At 74.0% G+C, this 18980-nt stretch carries 20 protein-coding genes; 6 read left to right on the top strand and 14 right to left on the bottom strand.

Annotated features, from left to right (window positions below; all coding sequences use genetic code 11):
* Positions 1-146 precede the first annotated feature (146 nt).
* The gene (locus tag CNQ36_RS19640) at positions 147-1010 is read left to right on the top strand and encodes an SCO3374 family protein (protein WP_228313019.1); all 864 of its coding nucleotides are present in this window, start codon (positions 147-149) and stop codon (positions 1008-1010) included.
* On the opposite strand, the gene CNQ36_RS19635 is transcribed toward CNQ36_RS19640, so the two are convergent.
* From CNQ36_RS19635 to CNQ36_RS19590, 10 genes are all read right to left on the bottom strand, one after another.
* Positions 989-1324 (bottom strand): histone-like nucleoid-structuring protein Lsr2, encoded by a 336-nt coding sequence (locus tag CNQ36_RS19635; RefSeq protein WP_004928054.1) that lies wholly within the window; start codon positions 1322-1324, stop codon positions 989-991. The genes CNQ36_RS19640 and CNQ36_RS19635 overlap by 22 nt on opposite strands.
* Positions 1325-1523: 199 nt before the next feature.
* Complete coding sequence (locus tag CNQ36_RS19630; protein ID WP_004928055.1) at positions 1524-2057, bottom strand: amino-acid N-acetyltransferase; 534 nt, start codon at positions 2055-2057, stop codon at positions 1524-1526.
* Positions 2058-2066: 9 nt separating this feature from the next.
* Entirely contained in the window at positions 2067-2444 is a 378-nt protein-coding gene (locus CNQ36_RS19625; protein WP_004928058.1) for a BlaI/MecI/CopY family transcriptional regulator, read from the bottom strand.
* 164 nt (positions 2445-2608) lie between these two features.
* Positions 2609-2785 carry a hypothetical protein gene (locus tag CNQ36_RS19620; RefSeq protein ID WP_121546956.1) on the bottom strand — a complete coding sequence of 59 codons (177 nt, stop codon included), beginning with the start codon at positions 2783-2785 and terminating at the stop codon, positions 2609-2611.
* 27 nt (positions 2786-2812) lie between these two features.
* Positions 2813-3394 (bottom strand): hypothetical protein, encoded by a 582-nt coding sequence (locus tag CNQ36_RS35030; protein WP_121546955.1) that lies wholly within the window; start codon positions 3392-3394, stop codon positions 2813-2815.
* Between the two features lie 360 nt (positions 3395-3754).
* Positions 3755-4552, bottom strand: coding sequence for a type III pantothenate kinase (locus CNQ36_RS19610; protein WP_121546954.1), 798 nt, complete (start codon positions 4550-4552; stop codon positions 3755-3757).
* 8 nt (positions 4553-4560) lie between these two features.
* Complete coding sequence (gene nadC / locus CNQ36_RS19605) at positions 4561-5535, bottom strand: carboxylating nicotinate-nucleotide diphosphorylase (RefSeq protein ID WP_121546953.1); 975 nt, start codon at positions 5533-5535, stop codon at positions 4561-4563.
* 5 nt (positions 5536-5540) lie between these two features.
* Positions 5541-7271 (bottom strand): L-aspartate oxidase, encoded by a 1731-nt coding sequence (locus CNQ36_RS19600; protein WP_176117884.1) that lies wholly within the window; start codon positions 7269-7271, stop codon positions 5541-5543.
* Positions 7268-8266 carry a pantoate--beta-alanine ligase gene (gene panC / locus CNQ36_RS19595; RefSeq protein WP_121546952.1) on the bottom strand — a complete coding sequence of 333 codons (999 nt, stop codon included), beginning with the start codon at positions 8264-8266 and terminating at the stop codon, positions 7268-7270. Before panC ends, CNQ36_RS19600 begins: the two co-directional genes overlap by 4 nt.
* A 70-nt stretch (positions 8267-8336) precedes the next feature.
* Positions 8337-9293, bottom strand: coding sequence for a Rossmann-like and DUF2520 domain-containing protein (locus tag CNQ36_RS19590; protein ID WP_121546951.1), 957 nt, complete (start codon positions 9291-9293; stop codon positions 8337-8339).
* A 183-nt stretch (positions 9294-9476) separates the two neighbouring features.
* Between CNQ36_RS19590 and CNQ36_RS19585 the strand changes: the two genes are divergently transcribed.
* Both CNQ36_RS19585 and CNQ36_RS19580 read left to right on the top strand, forming a co-directional pair.
* Positions 9477-10703 carry a threonine aldolase family protein gene (locus CNQ36_RS19585; RefSeq protein WP_228313017.1) on the top strand — a complete coding sequence of 409 codons (1227 nt, stop codon included), beginning with the start codon at positions 9477-9479 and terminating at the stop codon, positions 10701-10703.
* Between the two features lie 97 nt (positions 10704-10800).
* Positions 10801-11907 carry a DUF5937 family protein gene (locus CNQ36_RS19580; protein WP_121548523.1) on the top strand — a complete coding sequence of 369 codons (1107 nt, stop codon included), beginning with the start codon at positions 10801-10803 and terminating at the stop codon, positions 11905-11907.
* Between the two features lie 18 nt (positions 11908-11925).
* On the opposite strand, the gene CNQ36_RS19575 is transcribed toward CNQ36_RS19580, so the two are convergent.
* From CNQ36_RS19575 to CNQ36_RS19565, 3 genes are all read right to left on the bottom strand, one after another.
* Positions 11926-12555: an AAA family ATPase gene (locus tag CNQ36_RS19575; RefSeq protein ID WP_121546949.1), complete on the bottom strand. Its 630-nt coding sequence runs from the start codon at positions 12553-12555 to the stop codon at positions 11926-11928.
* 31 nt (positions 12556-12586) lie between these two features.
* On the bottom strand, positions 12587-13258 hold the full coding sequence (locus CNQ36_RS19570; protein WP_121546948.1) for a response regulator transcription factor: 672 nt from the start codon (positions 13256-13258) through the stop codon (positions 12587-12589).
* Between the two features lie 75 nt (positions 13259-13333).
* Positions 13334-14536, bottom strand: a complete 1203-nt coding sequence (locus tag CNQ36_RS19565; protein ID WP_121546947.1) for a sensor histidine kinase — start codon at positions 14534-14536, stop codon at positions 13334-13336.
* A 118-nt stretch (positions 14537-14654) separates the two neighbouring features.
* Here CNQ36_RS19565 and CNQ36_RS19560 point away from each other — a divergent pair, with 118 nt between their 5' ends.
* Complete coding sequence (locus CNQ36_RS19560) at positions 14655-15713, top strand: SAM-dependent methyltransferase (RefSeq protein ID WP_121546946.1); 1059 nt, start codon at positions 14655-14657, stop codon at positions 15711-15713.
* Here the strand turns inward: CNQ36_RS19560 and CNQ36_RS19555 are convergent.
* A complete protein-coding gene (locus tag CNQ36_RS19555; RefSeq protein ID WP_121546945.1) occupies positions 15678-16829 on the bottom strand; it encodes an NADH-quinone oxidoreductase subunit D in 1152 nt (383 codons plus the stop codon). The two genes, CNQ36_RS19560 and CNQ36_RS19555, sit on opposite strands and share 36 nt — an antisense overlap.
* A gap of 31 nt (positions 16830-16860) precedes the next feature.
* On the opposite strand from CNQ36_RS19555, the gene CNQ36_RS19550 reads away from it, so the two are divergent.
* The gene (locus CNQ36_RS19550; RefSeq protein WP_121546944.1) at positions 16861-17391 is read left to right on the top strand and encodes a PH domain-containing protein; all 531 of its coding nucleotides are present in this window, start codon (positions 16861-16863) and stop codon (positions 17389-17391) included.
* Positions 17388-18722: a PH domain-containing protein gene (locus CNQ36_RS19545; protein ID WP_121546943.1), complete on the top strand. Its 1335-nt coding sequence runs from the start codon at positions 17388-17390 to the stop codon at positions 18720-18722. The genes CNQ36_RS19550 and CNQ36_RS19545 overlap by 4 nt, the downstream gene beginning before the upstream one ends.
* Positions 18723-18980 lie beyond the last annotated feature (258 nt).

Here is an 18980-nt window from a genome sequence, read left to right as displayed (position 1 = left end):
TCCGCTACGGGCGAACAACCTTGCACCACCCCTCACCCCCTCGCGCCCCCTTGTTCGACACCCTGTGCTCACGTGGGAGTACCCAGCGTAACCCGTGGGGTTCCGCGGCGGTTGCGCCGGGCATGGTCCGGACCGTCGCCCCCACAGTGCCGTTTCCCCGCCGGCCGCTCCCGGCGAGCGCCGGCGAACTGCGCCTCTGGTACGAGGACGCGCTGGGGTGGCCCACGGTGCCCGGGGCGCCGCTGCGGCTGGCGGCCGGTGTGCGCTTCGACGTGCTGGACCTGCCCGCGGAGGCGGGAGGTGCGGCGCTGGAGCGTCTGGGGCGGCCGTGCGGCGGCTCTTCCGGGGCCGCCTGGCGGCGCTTCCCGGTGGCGCTGTGCGGCGGGCGGATGCGGCTGCTGGTGGCGGCGGGCAGCGCGGAGGAGCTGCCGGGGCTGCTGGAGTGGCTCGACTGGGGTGCGGTGGAGCTGGACCTCGTGGCGGTCGGGGCGGGGGGTGTCATGGACGCACCCTGGCCGTCCGGTGCCGTGTTCGGTCGCGGTGTCGCGGTCGGCGGGGGCGCCTTGCCCGGTGAGGAGGCCGTGTTCGGCTGCGGGGCCGCGTTCGGCGGGGTTTCCGCGGTCGGCGGGGGCCCCTTGTCCGGTGAGGAAGCCGTTTTCGGCTGCGGGGCCGCGTTCGGTGAGGAGGCCGCGTTCGGCGGGGTTTCCGCGTTCGGCGGGGAGGCCGCTTCCGGCCCGGGTGCTGTCGCCGGGCGGCCGCTTCCCCTGGGCCGTGGCGGTTCGCAGGGGGCCGCCGTATGGCTGCGGCCCCCCGGGCCGGAACGCGATGTCGAGGCTTCGCTGCCGACGCTGTCGGCGATGGGCACGAGGGGTACGGAGGGTGACAGTGCCGGTCCCCCGGATCTCGTGCGGCTGGTGAACACGGTGGCGACGCAGATCCACCGGGTCCGGCTGCGGCGGGCGGGTGCCGCCGCGGCAGAGGCCGACGGTCAGCCGTTGGCCTTCTCGTAGGCCTCGCGGATGGACGCGGGGACCCGGCCGCGGTCGTTGACCTCGTAACCGTTCTCCTTCGCCCAGGCGCGGATGGCCGCGGTGTCCTGGCTGCCACCGGAAGACGCACGCGCCTTTCCGCGCCCGCCCGAAGCACGGCCTCCGGTACGACGACCGCCCTTCACGTAAGGATCGAGAAGGCCGCGGAGCTTGTCCGCATTGGCGGTGGTGAGATCGATCTCGTATGTCTTGCCGTCCAACGCGAACGTCACGGTCTCGTCCGCCTCGCCACCGTCGAGGTCGTCGACAAGAAGGACCTGAACCTTCTGTGCCACCGGATTTCCTTTCATCGATAACTTGAGGGCCGGGGTGTGCCGGCGTCCGCCGTATCGCCGCCCCTTGTTATATCCAGTACTGCAGTACTGCGGAAAGCAAACCGCTTTTGCCGTAAAAACACAAACCCCTGGGAGAGACCCGCGGCCGGCACCGGGCCCGGAAACATGCGCGTTTCGGACATAGGGCACCCCGTGCAGATCACAGATGCAGAAGCATCCGGCTGTTGCCCAAGGTGTTCGGTTTCACGCGTTCGAGACCGAGGAACTCCGCGACGCCCTCGTCATAGGAACGAAGCAGCTCCGCGTACACATCGGTGTCGACCGGGGTCTCACCGATCTCCACGAAGCCGTGCCTGCCGAAGAAGTCCACTTCGAAGGTCAGGCAGAAAACCCGGCGAACACCGAGCCAGCGGGCGGTGTCCAGCAACTTCTCCAGCACCCGGTGCCCGACGCCCGCGCCCTTCAGGCCCGGCTTCACCGCGAGAGTGCGCACTTCCGCGAGGTCTTCCCACATCACGTGCAGGGCGCCGCAGCCGACGACCTCCGCGTTGTCGTCCCGTTCCGCGACCCAGAACTCCTGGATGTCCTCGTAAAGAGTCACCGTCGCTTTGTCGAGCAGGATGCGCCCGCGGACGTAGGCGTCAAGGAGCCGGCGTACGGCGGGGACATCGCTGGTACGGGCCCGCCGGACCGTGATGGCTTTTGCGGTGACTTCGGGGCTGTCTGCGGACATGTGCGGACGCTATCGTCCGCTCCCGTCCTCCGCCGAGCCGGGGTTCTCGCCGGCGGGGCTTTCCGGGAGCTGCACGATGCGGACCGCGTCGGTGAGAGCCTGGCGCTGTTCCTCGCTCATCATGCCGAAGAAGGCGACGAGAGCGGCGGCGGCGTTGTCACTCTGCGACCACGCGTCGTTCATGAGCGCCGCGGCGTAGGCGGCGCGAGTGGAGACCGCCTCATATCGATAGGCCCTGCCTTCCGCCTCTCGGCGCACCCAGCCCTTCTGATGGAGATTGTCCAAAACGGTCATCACCGTGGTGTACGCGATGGACCGTTCCTTCTGAAGATCTTCCAGGACTTCCCGAACGGTCACCGGGCGGTTCCACTTCCACACCCGCGTCATGACCGCGTCTTCGAGTTCTCCCAATGGGCGAGGCACAACTCAGAACAATAGTGGGAGATCCCGGCAATGGCGTGCCGGACGGGCGCGAGGCGGGGTGAACGCGCACAAAAAGGGCGTACGACCTGGAGTCGTACGCCCTGGAGGGGTGCGGTGGGTGGGGCTCGTCAGGCGTCGGTCCCGGGGGTGGGGCGGGAGGCCTCGACCCGGGCGAGGGCCGCGTCGACCGCGGCGTCTTCCTTGGTCTTGTTGGCGCCACCCTGGGTCTTCACGATCACCCGGATCACGGCGACGAAGAGGACGGCCATGACGGCCGGGGGGAGGAGCGCGGAGACGTAGTCCATGGACCCAGGGTAGGCCAGCGGGGGCCGTCAGCCGGCGGCCAGGTGCTCGTTCGGAGGGGGCGGGGTGGGTTTGCGGCGGGGGAAGACCTCGCCGGGGGTGGGGACGGGGCGGGCCGGCCGGGGGGACGGGGCGGGGCGGCTGGGGGCGGGGGCGGGGGCCGGGGTGGCGGGCTTCTGGGCCGGGTCCTTCTTCTTCGCCGGGTCGTCCGCGGCCGCGCGGCCTCCGGGGAGGGCCAGGAGGTGGGTGCGGCGGCAGTGGCGCAGGAGGGCGGCGGCGGTGGGGTTGCCGCGCAGGGCCCGGAGGGCGGCGAGGTCGTCGGGGTGGGGGCGGTAGCCGGCGCCCAGCGCCTCTTCCAGGAGGGTGAGGTAGCCGGCGGCGGTACCGGGGAGGGCGGCGCGGTAGCGGCCCAGGTCGGCCAGGAGGAAGGCGCGCAGCCGGGCACTTTCCCGCGTCGCCTCGTCCAGGGAGTCGACGAGGCGGAGGCAGTCCTGGACGTCGTCGGCCGAGGCGGGGGTGGGGTGCAGGGCGAGGGCGAGAGCGCGGCGGAGCACGCGCAGTTCCTCCGCGCCGAACGCCATGCCGCCGCGGGATCCGTAGGGCGTGGGCATGCCGCGACGATACGCGCTAATCAGACAAACAACGCATAGGGGGTGGGTGTGGCGTGGGGGTGCCACCCGCTCGGCTGCGTGGGTGGGTGGGGCGGGTGGGTGGGTGGTGCGGGGGCGGGGCGGGGGTGGACGTCCTCGGACTGGCGCGACTGGCCCCGCTGGAAGGGGTACAGGGCGCGGACGCGCCAGCCACTGCGGGCGACCACCCCCGCCCCACCCCCTCCCCGCCGTCGCCGGCAGCCACGCCTCCGCACCCGCCGTCTCCGCGGGCAGTCGTGCCGCAGGGCGGCACGGGTGGGCGCGGCGGCACCCCGTAAGCGCCGGGCTGCGCGACACCCCCCGGCCCGCACCCACGCCGGGCTACAGGCGGGACGCGTTGCGTTCGTACACCAGGCGGAGTCCCATCAGCGTCAGCCACGGCTCGTGCTCGTCGATGACCGAGCTCTCCCCCAGCACCATCGGCGCCAGCCCACCCGTGGCGATGACCGTCACGTCCTCGGGATCGTCCGCGAGCTCCCGCGCCATCCGGTTGACCACGCCGTCGACCTGACCGGCGAACCCGTAGATGATGCCGGACTGCATCGCCTCGACCGTGTTCTTCCCGATCACGCTCCGCGGCCGGGCCACCTCGATCTTGCGCAGCTGCGCGCCGCGGACGCCGAGCGCCTCGACGGAGATCTCGATGCCGGGCGCGATGACGCCGCCGATGTACTCCCCGCGGGCGCTCACCGCGTCGAACGTCGTCGCCGTGCCGAAGTCCACGACGATGGCCGGGCCGCCGTAGAGGTCGACCGCCGCCACCGCGTTGATGATGCGGTCCGCGCCGACCTCCTTGGGGTTGTCGGTGAGGATCGGCACCCCGGTCTTGACGCCCGGCTCGACGAGCACCGCGGGGACGTCGCCGTAGTACCGGCGGGTGACCTCGCGGAGTTCGTGCAGCACGGACGGGACCGTCGCGCAGATGGCGATGCCGTCGATGCCGTCGCCGAGCTCCTCGCCCAGCAGCGGGTGCATGCCCATCAGGCCCTGGAGGAGGACCGCGAGCTCGTCCGCCGTGCGGCGCGCGTCCGTGGAGATGCGCCAGTGTTCGACGATGTCCTCGCCGTCGAAGAGGCCCAGGACGGTGTGTGTGTTGCCTACGTCGATCGTCAGCAGCATGGCCGGTCCTACTCCGCCGCTCGCAGGTCGAGGCCGATGTCCAGGATGGGGGAGGAGTGGGTCAGGGCTCCCACGGCCAGGTAGTCGACGCCCGTGTCCGCGTACGCCTTGGCGTTGGCCAGGGTGAGGCGGCCGGACGCCTCGAGGGCGGCGCGGCCGTCGACGAGGGCCACCGCTTCCGCGCACTCGGCGGGGGTGAAGTTGTCCAGCAGGATCAGGTCGGCGCCGGCGTCCAGGACCTCGCGGAGCTGGTGCAGGGTGTCGACCTCGACCTCGATGGGGAGGTCCGGGAAGCGCTCGCGGACCGCGGTGAAGGCCTCGGCGACGCCGCCCGCGGCCACCACGTGGTTGTCCTTGACCAGGGCCGCGTCCGAGAGGGACATGCGGTGGTTGACGCCGCCGCCGCAGCGCACGGCGAACTTCTCCAGGCTGCGCAGGCCGGGCGTGGTCTTGCGGGTGTCGCGGACCTTGGCTCCGGTGCCCTCGAGGACGTCCGCCCAGGCGCGGGTGGCGGTCGCGATGCCGGACAGGCGGCACAGGAGGTTCAGGGCGCTGCGTTCCGCCGTGAGGATGTCGCGGGTGCGGGTCGTGACGGAGAGCAGGGTCTGGCCGGCCTCGACGCGGTCGCCGTCCTCCGCGTGGCGTTCGACCTCGAACTCCTCCGTGCAGACGACCGACATGACGGCCTCGGCGATCCTGAGGCCCGCCACGGTGCCCGCCTCCCGCGCGGTGAAGTCGGCGGTGGCGACGGCGTCCTCCGGGATGGTCGCGACCGTGGTCACGTCCACGCCGTGCGCCAGGTCCTCCTGGAGCGCCACGTTGGCGATGTCCTCGACCTCGACCGGGTCGAGGCCCGCGTCGGCCAGGAGCTGTGCGAGCGCGGGGTCGAGGCCGCACTCCAGGTAGGTCTCCTCGTCGGCGCCGCAGCCACAGCCGTCGCCACAGCCGCCGGAGGACACGAGGGGAAGGTCGGGGGTGGTCACTGCTGTCACTGCTCCTGGGGCTGAGGGAGGGTCGGGGGGAAGTCTGTGGTGTCGGTGGTGCGCACCGCCAGCGATCGGTCGGGATTCAGCCGTACGACGATGTGGCGGCGCCAGGTCGTGTCGTCGCGTTCGGGACGGTCCTCGCGCCAGTGGCAGCCGCGGGTCTCCTCCCGCTGCCGCGCGGCGGCGACCAGGACCCGGGCCACGCACAGGAGGTTGGTCGCCTCCCAGGTGTCGACGCCGGGCTCGGCCGTCTTGCCGTGCTCGTCGAGGGCGTCGCGGGCGTCGGCGTGCAGCCGGTGGAGCCGGTCGGCCGCCCCGGCGAGGGACTCCTCGGAGCGCAGGACGCCGGCGCCCCGGGTCATGGCCCGCTGGATGGTGAGGCGGGCCTCGGCGGGGAGCAGCGGGTACGCGGGCCGCTCGGCGGCCGGGAGCGGCTGGGGCACGCGGGCGGCGAGGGCGTCCCCGGCGCCCGCGATGTCGGCGGCGATGCGCTCGGCGTAGACCAGGCCTTCGAGGAGGGAGTTGGAGGCCAGGCGGTTGGCGCCGTGCACTCCGGTGCAGGCGACCTCGCCGCACGCGTAGAGGCCGGGGACGGTGGTGCGCCCGTGGGAGTCGGTGCGGACGCCGCCGGAGGCGTAGTGGGCGGCCGGGGCGACCGGGACCGGCTCGGTGACCGGGTCGATGCCGTGGGCGCGGCAGGCGGCGAGGATCGTGGGGAACCGGTTCTCCCACATCTCGGCGCCGAAGTGGCGGGCGTCGAGGTACATGTGCTCGGCGTCCCGCTCCCGCATGCGGCGCATGATGCCCTTGGCGACGATGTCCCGGGGCGCCAGTTCGGCGAGCTCGTGCCGCCCCTGCATGAAGCGCACGCCGTCGGCGTCCACGAGATGGGCGCCCTCGCCGCGTACCGCCTCGGACACCAGGGGCTGCTGGCCCTCCGCGTCCGGGCCGAGGAAGAGCACGGTGGGGTGGAACTGGACGAACTCGAGGTCGCTCACCTCGGCTCCCGCGCGCAGCGCGAGGGCCACGCCGTCGCCCGTGGAGACGGAGGGGTTCGTGGTGGCCGAGAAGACCTGGCCCATGCCGCCGGTCGCCAGGACCACGGCGGGCGCGTGGACGGCTCCCACGCCGTCGTGCTGGCCCTCGCCCATGACGTGCAGGGTGACGCCGGCGGTGCGGCCCCCGGCGTCCGTGAGGAGGTCCAGGACGAGGGCGTTCTCGATGGTGCGCAGTCCCCGGGCTCGGACCGCCTCGACCAGGGCGCGGGAGATCTCCGCGCCGGTGGCGTCGCCGCCCGCGTGGGCGATGCGGCGGCGGTGGTGGCCGCCCTCGCGGGTGAGTTCGAGGGCGCCGTCGGTCGACTCGTCGAAGTGCGCGCCGGTCGCGATGAGGCGGCGTACGGCGTCGGGGCCCTCGGTGACCAGGAGGCGGACCGCTTCCTCGTCGCACAGGCCCGCGCCGGCGACCAGGGTGTCGTCCAGGTGCTGTTCGGGGGTGTCGCCCTCGCCGAGGGCCGCGGCGATGCCGCCCTGCGCCCAGCGGGTGGAGCCGTCGTCGAGGCGGGCCTTGGTGACGACGACCGTCGTCAGTCCCGCGGCCTCGCAGCGCAGTGCGGCGGTGAGGCCGGCGACGCCGGAGCCGACGACCACGACGTCCGCGGCGATGGACCACCCGGGCGCCGGCGCGTGCAGCCGGGGGCGGGCGACGGGCGGGCGTATGCCTGTGCTGGTCACGCGGCGTCTCCGAAGGATCCGAAGGTCAGGGTGATGTTGTCGATCAGGCGGGTGGCGCCCACCCGGGCGGCCACGGCGAGGACGGCCTCACCGGTGAAGTCGTCGCCGATCCCGGTGAAGTCGGACGGGTCGACCAGGGCCAGGTAGTCCAGGGCGAGGGGCGGTTCGAGGCGGGCGGCCTCGTCGAGGACCAGACGGGCGGTCGCCAGGAGGGCCGCCGGTCCGCCGGCGGTCGTGGCGACGGCGTGCGCGTCGGCCGCCGCGCGGGACTCCCCGATCGCGCTGAGCGCCTCGGCACGGGCACGGGTGGTGGGCACCGCGCTGGCCCGCGCGCGCAGCGCCTGCTGGGCCGCGTGCCGGTCGCGGCCGGCGAACAGGGCCTGGGAGAGGGCGAGCGCGGTGCGCCGCTCGGCGGGCGAGAGGTACCGGTTGCGGCTGGACAGGGCGAGCCCGTCCTCCTCGCGGACCGTGGGCACGCCGACGATCTCCAGGCCGAAGTTCAGGTCCCGCACCATGCGGCGGATCAGGGCGAGCTGCTGGGCGTCCTTCTGGCCGTACAGGGCGAGGTCGGGACGGGTGAGGTGGAGCAGTTTGGCGACGACGGTGAGCACGCCGTCGAAGTGGCCGGGGCGGGACGCGCCCTCCAGGCGGGCGCCCATGGGGCCGGCGGTGATGCGGACCTGGGGTTCGCCGCCCGGGTAGACCTCGTCCACGGCGGGGGCGAACACGACGTCGGCGCCCGACCGTCCGGCGAGGTCGAGGTCGGCGTCCAGGGTGCGCGGGTAGCGGTCCAGGTCCTCGCCCGCGCCGAACTGCAGCGGGTTGACGAAGACGGTGACCACGACCTCGCCGTCGGGGCCCGCCGCCTTCCGCGCGGTGCGGATCAGCGTCGCGTGGCCCTCGTGCAGCGCGCCCATGGTCATCACGACGGCGCGGCGGCCCTTCCGCGCGCGTGTGTGCAGTTCGGCGGCGGTGCGCAGCAGGGTGGCGGTCATCGGGCGGCTCCGTTCCGGGACGCGCGCGGCGTCGTGCGGCGGGGGTGGGCGGTGGGGCGGGGTGTGCCGCTCATCGGTCCTCCCCCGGCGTGGATCCGGTGCTTCCGGTGCCGTCGGCCCCGGCGGCCTCGTCGGCGAGGACGCCGAGCAGGTCCTCGGCGAGTTCCGGCTTCAGCAGGCCGTGGGCGAGGGCGCGGTCGGCGGTCGCGCGGGCCATCGCGAGATAGCCGGCGACGGCCCCCGGCGCGTGCCGCCGCAGCTCGGTGACGTGCGCGGCGACCGTGCCGGCGTCGCCGCGGGCGACCGGGCCTGTGAGGGCCGCGTCGCCGGAGCGCAGGGCGTTGTCCAGGGCGGCGCCGAGCAGCGGGCCGAGCATCCGGTCGGGTGCCCCGACTCCGGCGGTGCGCAGCAGTTCCAGGGACTGGGCGACCAGGGTGACCAGGTGGTTGGCGCCCAGTGCGAGGGAGGCGTGGTAGAGCGGGCGGTTCTCCTCGGAGATCCACTCCGGCTCGCCGCCCATCTCGATGACGAGGGCCTCGGCGGCCAGCCGCAGCTCCTCGGGGGCGGTGACGCCGAAGGAGCATCCGGCGAGGCGCTGCACGTCGACGGGGGTGCCGGTGAACGTCATGGCGGGGTGCAGGGCGAGCGGCAGGGCTCCGGCCCGCAGGGCGGGGTCGAGGACCCTCGCGCCGTAGCGGCCCGAGGTGTGCACGAGCAGCTGGCCGGGCCGTACCGCGCCGGTGTCGGCGAGTCCGGAGACCAGTTCCGGCAGGGCGTCGTCCGGGACGGTCAGCAGGACCAGCTCGGACCGCTGCAGGACCTCGGCGGGCGGCACCACCGGCACGTCGGGGAGCAGCTGCTCGGCACGCCTGCGGGAGGCTTCGGAGACGGCGGAGACCGCCACCGGGCGGTGCCCGGCGAGCTGGAGCGACGCGGCGAGGGCGGGGCCCACGCGTCCGGCGCCGACGACGCCGACGGTGAGCCGCGCGGGGCGGTCCTGGGGGTCTGGCTGTGGGGTTGTGTTCACGCAGCGGGGGCCTTCCCGTTCCAGTCCGCTCGGGGTACCGGACGATTTCTCGTCATGTTAACGCGATCGGTTCCGGGGGCGGTCGGTTGTCCACAGGCTGTGGGTTTCCGTGCGCCGCCGCACCACACCCGCGTGCGGAAATGTGGATGCCCGCGCGGGCCGGGACGCGGGATGATCGCGGGCATGACGGAAACGACGGACGGCACCGACGAGGCACGGACCGGGGACGAGCGGGGCCACGAGGACGAGCGGGGCCAGGGGGACGCGGCGGGCACGGCGGCGGCGCCGACGTCCCGCGAGCGGCGGATAGCCGCCTGGCGCAGCGCCCCGCGGGTGCTCGCCCGCCTCGGCTTCCTCGCCCCGCTCGGCGAGCGGCTGGCCCTGCTGGCGGCGGCGGGCGACGTGTACGACCTCGACGAGACGTCCGACATCTACGGCAACGGCGTCGTCGAGGCGCTGGAGAAGCGGGTCGCGGAGCTGCTGGGCACCGAGGCCGCCGCGTTCTTCCCGACCGGCACCATGGCCCAGCAGGTGGCCCTGCGCTGCTGGGCCGGCCGCACCGGCGACCCGGCGGTGGCCCTGCATCCGCTCAGCCACCCGGAGGTGTACGAGCGCAACGCGTTCAGCCAGGTCAGCGGGTTGCGTCCGGTGCGGATCACGAACGAGCCCCGGCTGCCGACCGCCGCCGAGGTACGCGACTTCGAGGAGCCCTTCGGGGCGCTGATGCTGGAACTTCCGCTGCGGGACGCCGGTTTCGTGCTGCCCACCTGGGAGGAGCTGACCGGGGTGGTGGACGCCGCGCGGGAACGCGAGGCGGTCGTCCACTTCGACGGGGCCAGGCTGTGGGAGTGCACCGAGCACTTCGGGCGGCCGCTGGAGGAGATCGCCGGTCTCGCGGACAGCGTCTACGTGTCGTTCTACAAGTCCCTCGACGCCTTCGGCGGCGCGGCCCTCGCCGGGCCCGCGACGCTGGTCGACGAGGCGAGGGCCTGGCGGCACCGGTACGGGGGCAACGTCTTCCAGCAGTTCCCGACCGCGCTGTCCGCGCTGATCGGCCTGGAGCGGGAACTGCCCCGGCTGCCGGAGTACGTCCGCCACGCGCGCGTGGTGGCCGGGGCGCTGCGGGAGGGGCTGGAGGCCGGGGGGCTGCCCTGGTTCCGGGTGCATCCGGAGGTGCCGCACACTCACGACTTCCAGGTGTGGCTGCCGTACGAGGCGGAGGTGGCCGCCGAGGTGGCGATCGCGGTGGCGGAGGAGACGGGGGCGGTGCTCTTCGCGAACCACTGGGACGCCAAGGGGCCGGGGTTGTCCTTCACGGAGGTGTACGTGCGGGCGGCGGGCCTCGAGTGGACCGCCGACGACGTACGCGGGGCGGCGGTGCAGTTCGCCCGGCGGCTGGTCCAGGCCTGACCTCTCTCGCCCCGGAGGGGCTGACTTCAGCCCCTCCGGCGTTTGAGGAGCGGGGGTTCGGGGGCAGCGCCCCCGAGGGCTCGTGCACCATGTGGGCATGGGCGTGCACATCGACATCTCGGGGCTGCGGCCGGAACAGGTCGCCGTCGTGCCCTCCCCGCTGGCGGAGCTGGGCATGGCGCTGCACGCGCTGTCCGAGCCGGGACACCACCCGGGGCTGCAGGCCTGGGCGACCGGCGTGACCGCACGCCTGGACCCGCACCTCGCGGACCGGATGTGCGAGGCGGACTTCCTGTGGCGCAGCACGTTCTCGGACCTGTTCCTGCCGTGCGCCGGCGTTCCGGGCCGCACCACGCTCCCGGGCGGCACCCTCGCGGAGGACCTGGACCTGCTGGACAAGCTGTCCGACGAGCAGTTCGTGGACGCCGCCCTGGAGTTCACCTGCGCGCTCCCCTACGGCCTGCCGGGCGCCGGGCCGCTCACCGACGCGGGGCTGAGGCGCCGCTCGCTGGAGCTGGCCGCCGCGCGGGGGCCGCGCCAGACGGAGTTCACCGAGCGGCTGCTGTCCGACCCGCCGGGGATCCGGGGCCGGCTCCGGCAGTTCCTCGAGGACTGCGACGAGGCTTTCTTCGCCGAGACCTGGTCCCGGCTGCGGCACCAGCTCGCAGCGGACACCCGCCACAAGACCGACCTGCTCCGGCACAAGGGGCCGGCCGGGGCGCTGACGGCGGTGTCGCCCGCGGTGACGGTCGACGAGGCCGCGGGGCGGATCACCGTGGACAAGTTGGGCGAGGGCCGGACGGCCACGGGCGACGGCGGGCTGCTGCTGATCCCGACCAGCCTCGGCTGGCCGCACCTGATGGTGCTGCACCGGTACGGCTGGCAGCCGGTGCTGCACTACCCGGTCGGCTCCCCGGAGCTGGCCGCCCCGCAGACGGTCGGGCAGCTGGCCCTGCGGATGACCGCGCTGTCCCACCCGGTCCGTATGCGCATGTGCCGGAACCTCGCCCGCAGCGCGTACACCACCAGTGAGCTGGCCCAGGCGCACGGTATGACGGCGCCGGAGATATCCCGGCACCTGGGCGTGCTGAAGAAGGCCGGCCTGCTCACCACGCGCCGCCGCGGGCGGTATGTGCTGCACCAGCTGGACGTGACGGTCGTGGCGCGGCTCGGCAGCGACTTCCTGGAGGGGATCCTGCGCTGACGGCGCGCACCCCGCGTATCAGTCGAGGCGGATGTGCCGGATGCCCACGCCCGCCTGCCGCAGCCGGGTCCGCAGCCGGCCCTCGTGGTTGGGGCGCAGCGTCAGGCCGGCGAGCACGGCGATGCGGTCGGCCGTTCTCGGCACCGTGACGCGGTCCGTCCACAGGTGCTCGGCGAACTCCGGCTCGCGCAGCCGCTCCAGGCAGTCGTCGAGCCGCCGCACCGCCCAGCTCTCCCGGCGGAGGGCGGCGTTGCCCAGGACCGACCCGAGGAGGCGGCCGAGGCCGCGCTCCCGCAGCCGCCGCAGCACCGTCTCGCGCTCGGCGAGGAGGGTGAAGTGGTGGACGTCGTGGCCGAGTTCGCGCAGCCGGCCCACGGTCTCCGCGAAGTGCCCGGGATCGGTGACGGTCATCGGCGCGATCACCACGCCCTCGTGCCGGGTGAGGGTCAGGTCGAGGACCTCGACCACGCCCTGCCGCCAGGACCTCAAGTCCTGGAAGTCGCCGCGCAGTCCGGGCGGCAGCATGCGGTTCAGGCCGAACCCCGGATGCTCCGGGTCGCAGACGACGCTGCCCGGCAGACGGCGCCGTATCTCATGTGCGGTCTGCGTCTTGCCGCCCCCGAAGGGCCCGTTGATCCACAGAAGCATGCGCGCACCCTACCGACGCGCGGCCGCGCGTTCAGCCGTGTCCGCCGGCCCGCACCAGACCCGTCTCGTAGGCGAGGACGACCACCTGCACCCGGTCCCGCAGCCCCAGCTTGGTCAGGATGCGGCCGACGTGGGTCTTCACGGTGGCCTCGGAGAGCACCAGCCGGGCCGCGATCTCGCCGTTGGACAGGCCCTGCGCGACCAGCACCATGACCTCCCGCTCGCGCCCGGTGAGCCGTCCCAGTTCCTGGTGCTCGGCCTGCTTGCCCGTGCCGGGCAGCATCGGCGCGAACCGGTCCAGGAGCCGGCGGGTGGTGGAGGGGGCGACCACGGCGTCGCCGCTGTGCACCGCGCGGATCGCGGCGAGCAGCTCGCCCGGCGGCACGTCCTTGAGCATGAAGCCGGACGCGCCCGCCTTCAGCCCGGAGAAGGCGTACTCGTCGAGGTCGAAGGTGGTGAGGATCAGCACCTTCGGCGGATCGGTGTCCGCGCAGATCCGCCGGGTCGTCTCCACGCCGTCCAGCTTGGGCATGCGGACATCCATCAGCACCACGTCGACGGCGGTGGACCGCAGCACCTCCAGGGCCTCCACGCCGTTGCCCGCCTCCGCCACGACATCCATGTCCGGCTGGGCGGCGAGCACCATCCGGAACCCGGTGCGCAGCAGCACCTGGTCGTCGACGAGCATCACGCGGATCGTCATCGGGCCTCTTCTTCCGTTCGGTCGTCAGCAGCCGCAGGGGGCGTGACAGGTGTCAACAAGGGGCGTGCGCGGGCGTCAATGCGCGGGTTTGAGCGGCAGCAGCACACTGATGCGGAATCCTCCGCCCTGCCGCGGACCCGCGTCCAGGGTGCCGCCGACCATGCCGACCCGCTCGCGCATGCCGATCAGGCCGTGGCCCTGGCCGTCGAACCCGCCCTCCTCGTACAGCTCGTGCGGCGCGCCCTTGCCGTCGTCCTCCACTAGGAGGCCGAGGCCGTCGTCGAAGTACACCAGGCGCACGCTGGCGCCCGCGTCGGGGCCGCCGTGCTTGCGGGTGTTGGTGAGCGCCTCCTGCACGATGCGGTACGCGGTGAGCTCGACGCCGCTGGGCAGCGGGCGCGGGGTGCCCTCGACCCGGAAGTCCACCGGGAGGCCGGAGCCCCGGCACTGTTCGACGAGATCCTCGATCTGCTGCACGTCGGGCTGCGGGACGTACTCCCCGGCCTCCTGGTGCTCGCCGGTGCGCAGCACGCCCAGCAGGCGGCGCATCTCGGCGAGGGCCTGGCGGCCGGTGGAGGAGATGGTCTCCAGGGCCTTCTTCGCCTGGTCGGGGGCGGCGTCGAGGACGTAGGCGGCGCCGTCGGCCTGCACCACCATCACCGACACGTTGTGCGCGACGACGTCGTGCAGCTCGCGGGCTATCCGGGCGCGTTCGGCGGCGACCGCCACCTTCGCCTGCGCCTCGCGCTCCTTCTCCAGCCGGGCGGCACGCTCTTCCAGCTGCGCGAAGTACGCGCGGCGGGTGCGGATGGAGTCGCCGAGCACCCAGGCAAGGGCGAAGGGCACGGTCTGGAGGACCATGATGGCGAGGTTCTGCGCCGTGCTCGCCTCTTCGGTCGGCCAGCGCAGCTGCGCGAGGGGCGCGGCGCACAGGCCGGCGGTCAGCGCGACGCGGGAGGCCCAGCGGGCCCCGACCGCCGCGACCGTGTAGACGATCACCAGCAGGGCGAAGTCGGCGGGCAGCGTCGCCACGTCCGCGATCAGCTGTCCCAGGCCCACCGCGAGGGCGAGGAGCAGCATCCGCTCGGGCATCCGGCGGCGCAGCGTGACGACCAGCGACAGCAGCAGCATGACCGGCACGGTGAGGGCGGGCAGGTCCGTCCCCCGGGACTCCTCCATGGTCGTTCCGCTGAGGACCGAAATCCCGAACAGGACCACGGCCCAGAAGCCGTCGACCCACGTCGGGTGTCTGCGGATGAAGTCATAGAGGCGCTGCACGTAACCCAGCGTAGGTTTGCCGGATGCGTGCAGGGGTCAACCGGAGGGCCGATCCCCGGTCGGTACGTGTACTCCGCAAGGTGGAGGCGGGGCATATCCGCGCGCTTAGTCTGGCCCGGTGACAGGCGACGACGGGCAGGTGGCGGGGGCCGCGGAGGGCGGCGCGCGGGGCTGGCGGGCGGCGGCCGAGGAGGCCCTGTACGGGCCGGGCGGCTTCTACCGGCGGCCCGGCGAGGGCCCGGCCGGGCACTTCCGTACCTCCGTCCACGCCTCGCGGCTGTTCGCCGGCGCCGTGGCGCGGCTGCTGTGCCGGGTCGACGAGGCGCTGGGGCGGCCCGCGGTGCTCGACTTCGTGGACATGGCGGCCGGGCGGGGCGAACTGGTCACCGGCGTCCTCGCCGCGCTGCCCGCCGGGGTGGCGGCCCGCACGCGTGCGTACGCGGTCGAGCTCACCGGCCGGCCCGCCGGGCTCGATCCCCGGATCGGGTGGCGGGCGGAGCCCCCGGAGGGGATCACGGGGCTGCTCTTCGCCAACGAGTGGCTGGACAACGTGCCGCTGAACGTCGCCGAGGTGGACGCGGCGGGCGTCCCGCGGCTGGTGCTGGTGCGGGACGACGGCACGGAGCTGCTCGGGGAGCCGGTCGCGGGCCCGGACGCCGAGTGGCTGGCACGGTGGTGGCCACCGGGCGGCGAGGAGGGGCTGCGCGCGGAGATCGGGCTGCCCCGGGACCGCGCCTGGGCGGCGGCCGCCGGGACGGTCGCACGGGGGCTGGCCGTCGCCGTGGACTACGCGCACACGGCCGTGTCGCGGCCGCCGTTCGGGACGCTCACCGCGTTCCGGGAGGGCCGGGAGACGGCACCCGTGCCGGACGGGTCGTGCGACCTCACCGCGCATGTCGCCCTGGACGCGTGCGCCGCGGCCGGTCCGCTCCCCGGCGCGCTGCTGCTGGCGCAGCGCGACGCCCTGCGCGCCCTCGGGGTGAGCGGCGCGCGCCCGCCGCTCACCCTGGCCGCCACCGACCCCGCCGGCTACGTGCGCGCCCTGGCGGGCGCCGGGGAGGCCGCCGAGCTCACCGCGCCGGGCGGTCTCGGCGACTTCGGGTGGCTGGTGCAGCCGGTCGGGCTCGCGCGGGCGGCGGACCTATTTGTCGATGTCGCCGACGACGAAGAACATTGACCCGAGAATCGCCACCATGTCCGCGACCAGCGTCCCCGGCAGCAGCTCGGTGAGCGCCTGGATGTTGTTGTACGACGCCGAGCGCAGCTTCAGCCGGTACGGCGTCTTCTCGCCCTTGCTGACCAGGTAGTAGCCGTTGATGCCGAGCGGGTTCTCGGTCCACGCGTACGTGTGCCCCTCGGGGGCCTTGAGGACCTTCGGGAGCCGCTGGTTGACCGGACCGGGCGGCAGCTCGGCGAGCCGGTCGAGGCAGGCGTCGGCGAGGTCGAGGGCGTTGTGGGTCTGCTCCAGGAGGCACTCGAAACGGGCGAGGCAGTCGCCCTCCTCGCGGGTCACCACCTTCAGGACGTCGCCCAGTTCGCCGTAGGCGAGGTACGGCTCGTCGCGGCGCAGGTCGAAGTCGACGCCGGAGCCGCGCGCGATGGGCCCGCTCACGCCGTACGCGTGCACGGCGCGGGGGGACAGCACGCCGACGCCGCGCGTGCGGCCCCGGAAGATCTCGTTGCCCAGCACCAGGTCGTCGAAGCGGTCCATCCGGGAGCGGACGTCGGCGACGGCGGCGCGGGCACGGGTGGTCCATCCCGCCGGGAGGTCCTCCTTGAGGCCGCCCACGCGGTTGAACATGTAGTGCATCCGCCCGCCGGAGACCTCCTCCATGACGTGCTGGAGCTCCTCGCGCTCGGTGAACGCGTAGAAGATCGGGGTGATGCCGCCCAGTTCCAGCGGATAGGAACCGAGGAACATCAGGTGGTTGAGGACCCGGTTCAGCTCGGCGAGCAGCGTGCGCAGCCACACCGCCCGCTCGGGGACCTCCATGCCGAGCATCCGCTCGACGGCGAGGACCACGCCCAGCTCGTTGGAGAACGCCGACAGCCAGTCGTGGCGGTTGGCCAGCATGATGATCTGGCGGTAGTCACGGGCCTCGAACAGCTTCTCCGCGCCCCGGTGCATATAGCCGATCACGGGCTCCGCGTGGACGATGCGCTCGCCGTCCAGGACGAGCTTCAGCCGCAGCACGCCGTGGGTGGACGGGTGCTGGGGCCCGATGTTGAGCACCATGTCGGTGCTCTCCGCCGCGCCGCCGATACCGACCATGGTCTCCGTCGTAGGAGTCATGAACACAGTCTCCCCTACGTACGCTGGCCCCATGGAGACGGGGAGCCCGCACGAAACGGGGACAGCGGCGACGAGCGGGCCGGCGGTCCCGGACGGCGGGGAGCCGGTGTGGATCGCGCTGCCTCCCGGGCTGCTCAGGATGCGGCGGCTGCTGCTGGTGGTGTGGCTGGGGCTGCTGACCCTGGCCGCCGGGCTGGTGCCGGGACTGCTGGCCGGGCCCGGCTGGGCCGCCTTCGCGCTGCTGCCGCTGGCGCTGCTGCTCTGGGGCTGGGTGCTGCTGGAGCGGAACTGGCGTTCCTGGCGGTACGCGGAGCGCGCCGACGACCTGCTGATCAGCCGGGGCGTGCTGTGGCGGCGGGAAACTGTCGTGCCGTACGGGCGGATGCAGCTGGTCGAGGTCACCTCCGGGCCGGCGGAGCGGCACTTCGGGCTGGCCAGCGTGCAGCTGCACACGGCCGCCGCGGCGACCGACGCCACCATCCCCGGCCTCGACCCGGCCGAGGCGGAACGGCTGCGCGACCGGCTCACCGAGCTGGGCGAGGCCCGATCGGCGGGGCTGTGACGGCCCCGGACGTCCAGGGGGACGTGCGCGACCGCCCGCCGGTGACCGAGAGGCGGCTGCACCCCGTCACACCGCTCAGGCGGGCGTGGGCGCCCGTCGCGGTGCTCATCGGGTGGGCGCTGCACGATCCCGACCAGGCGCAGCGCCAGCTGACCCGGCTGACGACCACCACCCTGCTGATCGGCCTCGCCGTGCTCATCCCGGCGGCGGCCCTCTACGGCTTTCTGACCTGGTGGTTCACCCACTTCGCGGTGACCGAGAGCGAACTGCGCATCCGTACCGGGCTGCTGTTCCGGCGGACCGCGCACATCCGGCTGGAGCGGATCCAGGCCATCGACGTCACCCAGCCGCTGCTCGCTCGGGTCGCCGGCGTGGCGAAGCTCAAACTGGACGTCATCGGGACCGACAAGAAGGACGAGCTCGCGTTCCTGGGGGCCGGCGAGGCACGGGCGCTGCGCGCCGAACTGCTGGCGCGGGCGGCGGGTTTCGCGCCGGAGACCGCGCACGAGGTGGGTGAGGCGCCGTCCCGGCAGATGCTGCGGGTGCCGCCGGGCGTCCTCGCCGTCTCCCTGCTGCTGACCGGGGCGACCTGGGGCTGGCTCATCGTCGCCGGCGTCGTGGTGCCGCTGCTGTGGACGGCCACCCACAGCGTGTGGACGGTGCTCGCCGCGGCCGTGCCGATGCTGGGCGCGGCGGGCGCGAGCAGCGTGGGCCGGTTCGTCGCCGAGTACGACTGGACGCTGGGCGAGTCGCCGGACGGGCTGCGCATCGACCACGGGCTGCTGGACCGGGCGCACGGGACGGTGCCGCCGGGGCGGGTGCAGGCGGTGCGGCTGGTCGAGCCGCTGCTGTGGCGACGGCGGGGGTGGGTGCGGGTGGAACTGGACGTGGCGGGGTCGTCCAACTCGCTGCTGCTGCCCGTCGCTCCGCGCGAGCTCGCCGAGTCGGTCGTCGCGCGGGTGCTGCCCGGGGTGAACGTGCCCCCGCGCGAGGCGTTCTCCCGGCCGCCGCGCCGCGCGCGGTGGTGCGTTCCGCTGTGGTGGCGGGGGTACGGACTCGCCGTCACCGACGCGGTGTTCGCCACCCGCCGCGGGCTGCTGCGGCGCAGCCTGTCCCTGGTGCCGCACGCCAAGGTGCAGAGCGTGCGGCTGGCCCAGGGGCCGTGGCAGCGGGCGCGGGGCGTCGCGCACGTCCATGTGGACACCGGCGCGAACAAGTCGGTGACGGCCCACCTGCGCGACGCCGGGGAGGCCGCGGCCCTCCTGCGCTCCCAGGCCGAACGCTCCCGCACCGGCCGCCGCGACGCCCGCCCGGACCGCTGGATGGCCTGACCGCCCCCGGAGCACCCGCACCGCCCCAGCACCGGCCCCGCCAGTACGTACCGACAGCCAGCAGCGGCACACGGCAGCCCGCGAAGCAGCACACCATGTGCCGGAAAGCCGGGACGGCGTGCGGCGCGGAGAGCGAGGGCCCGTGGTGCCGTACCGGTCGCCGCACGCGCCCCACGGGACGCAGGAGCACCGGGCGGCTCAGGGCACGCGGGACGGGCGCCGTGCGGGCGCTTGTCGGCCCTCGCAGGGGCAGTTGCC

It is taken from the genome of Streptomyces fungicidicus, assembly GCF_003665435.1.
Classification (GTDB): domain Bacteria; phylum Actinomycetota; class Actinomycetes; order Streptomycetales; family Streptomycetaceae; genus Streptomyces; species Streptomyces fungicidicus.
This window is presented reverse-complemented; position numbering and strand designations above follow the sequence as displayed.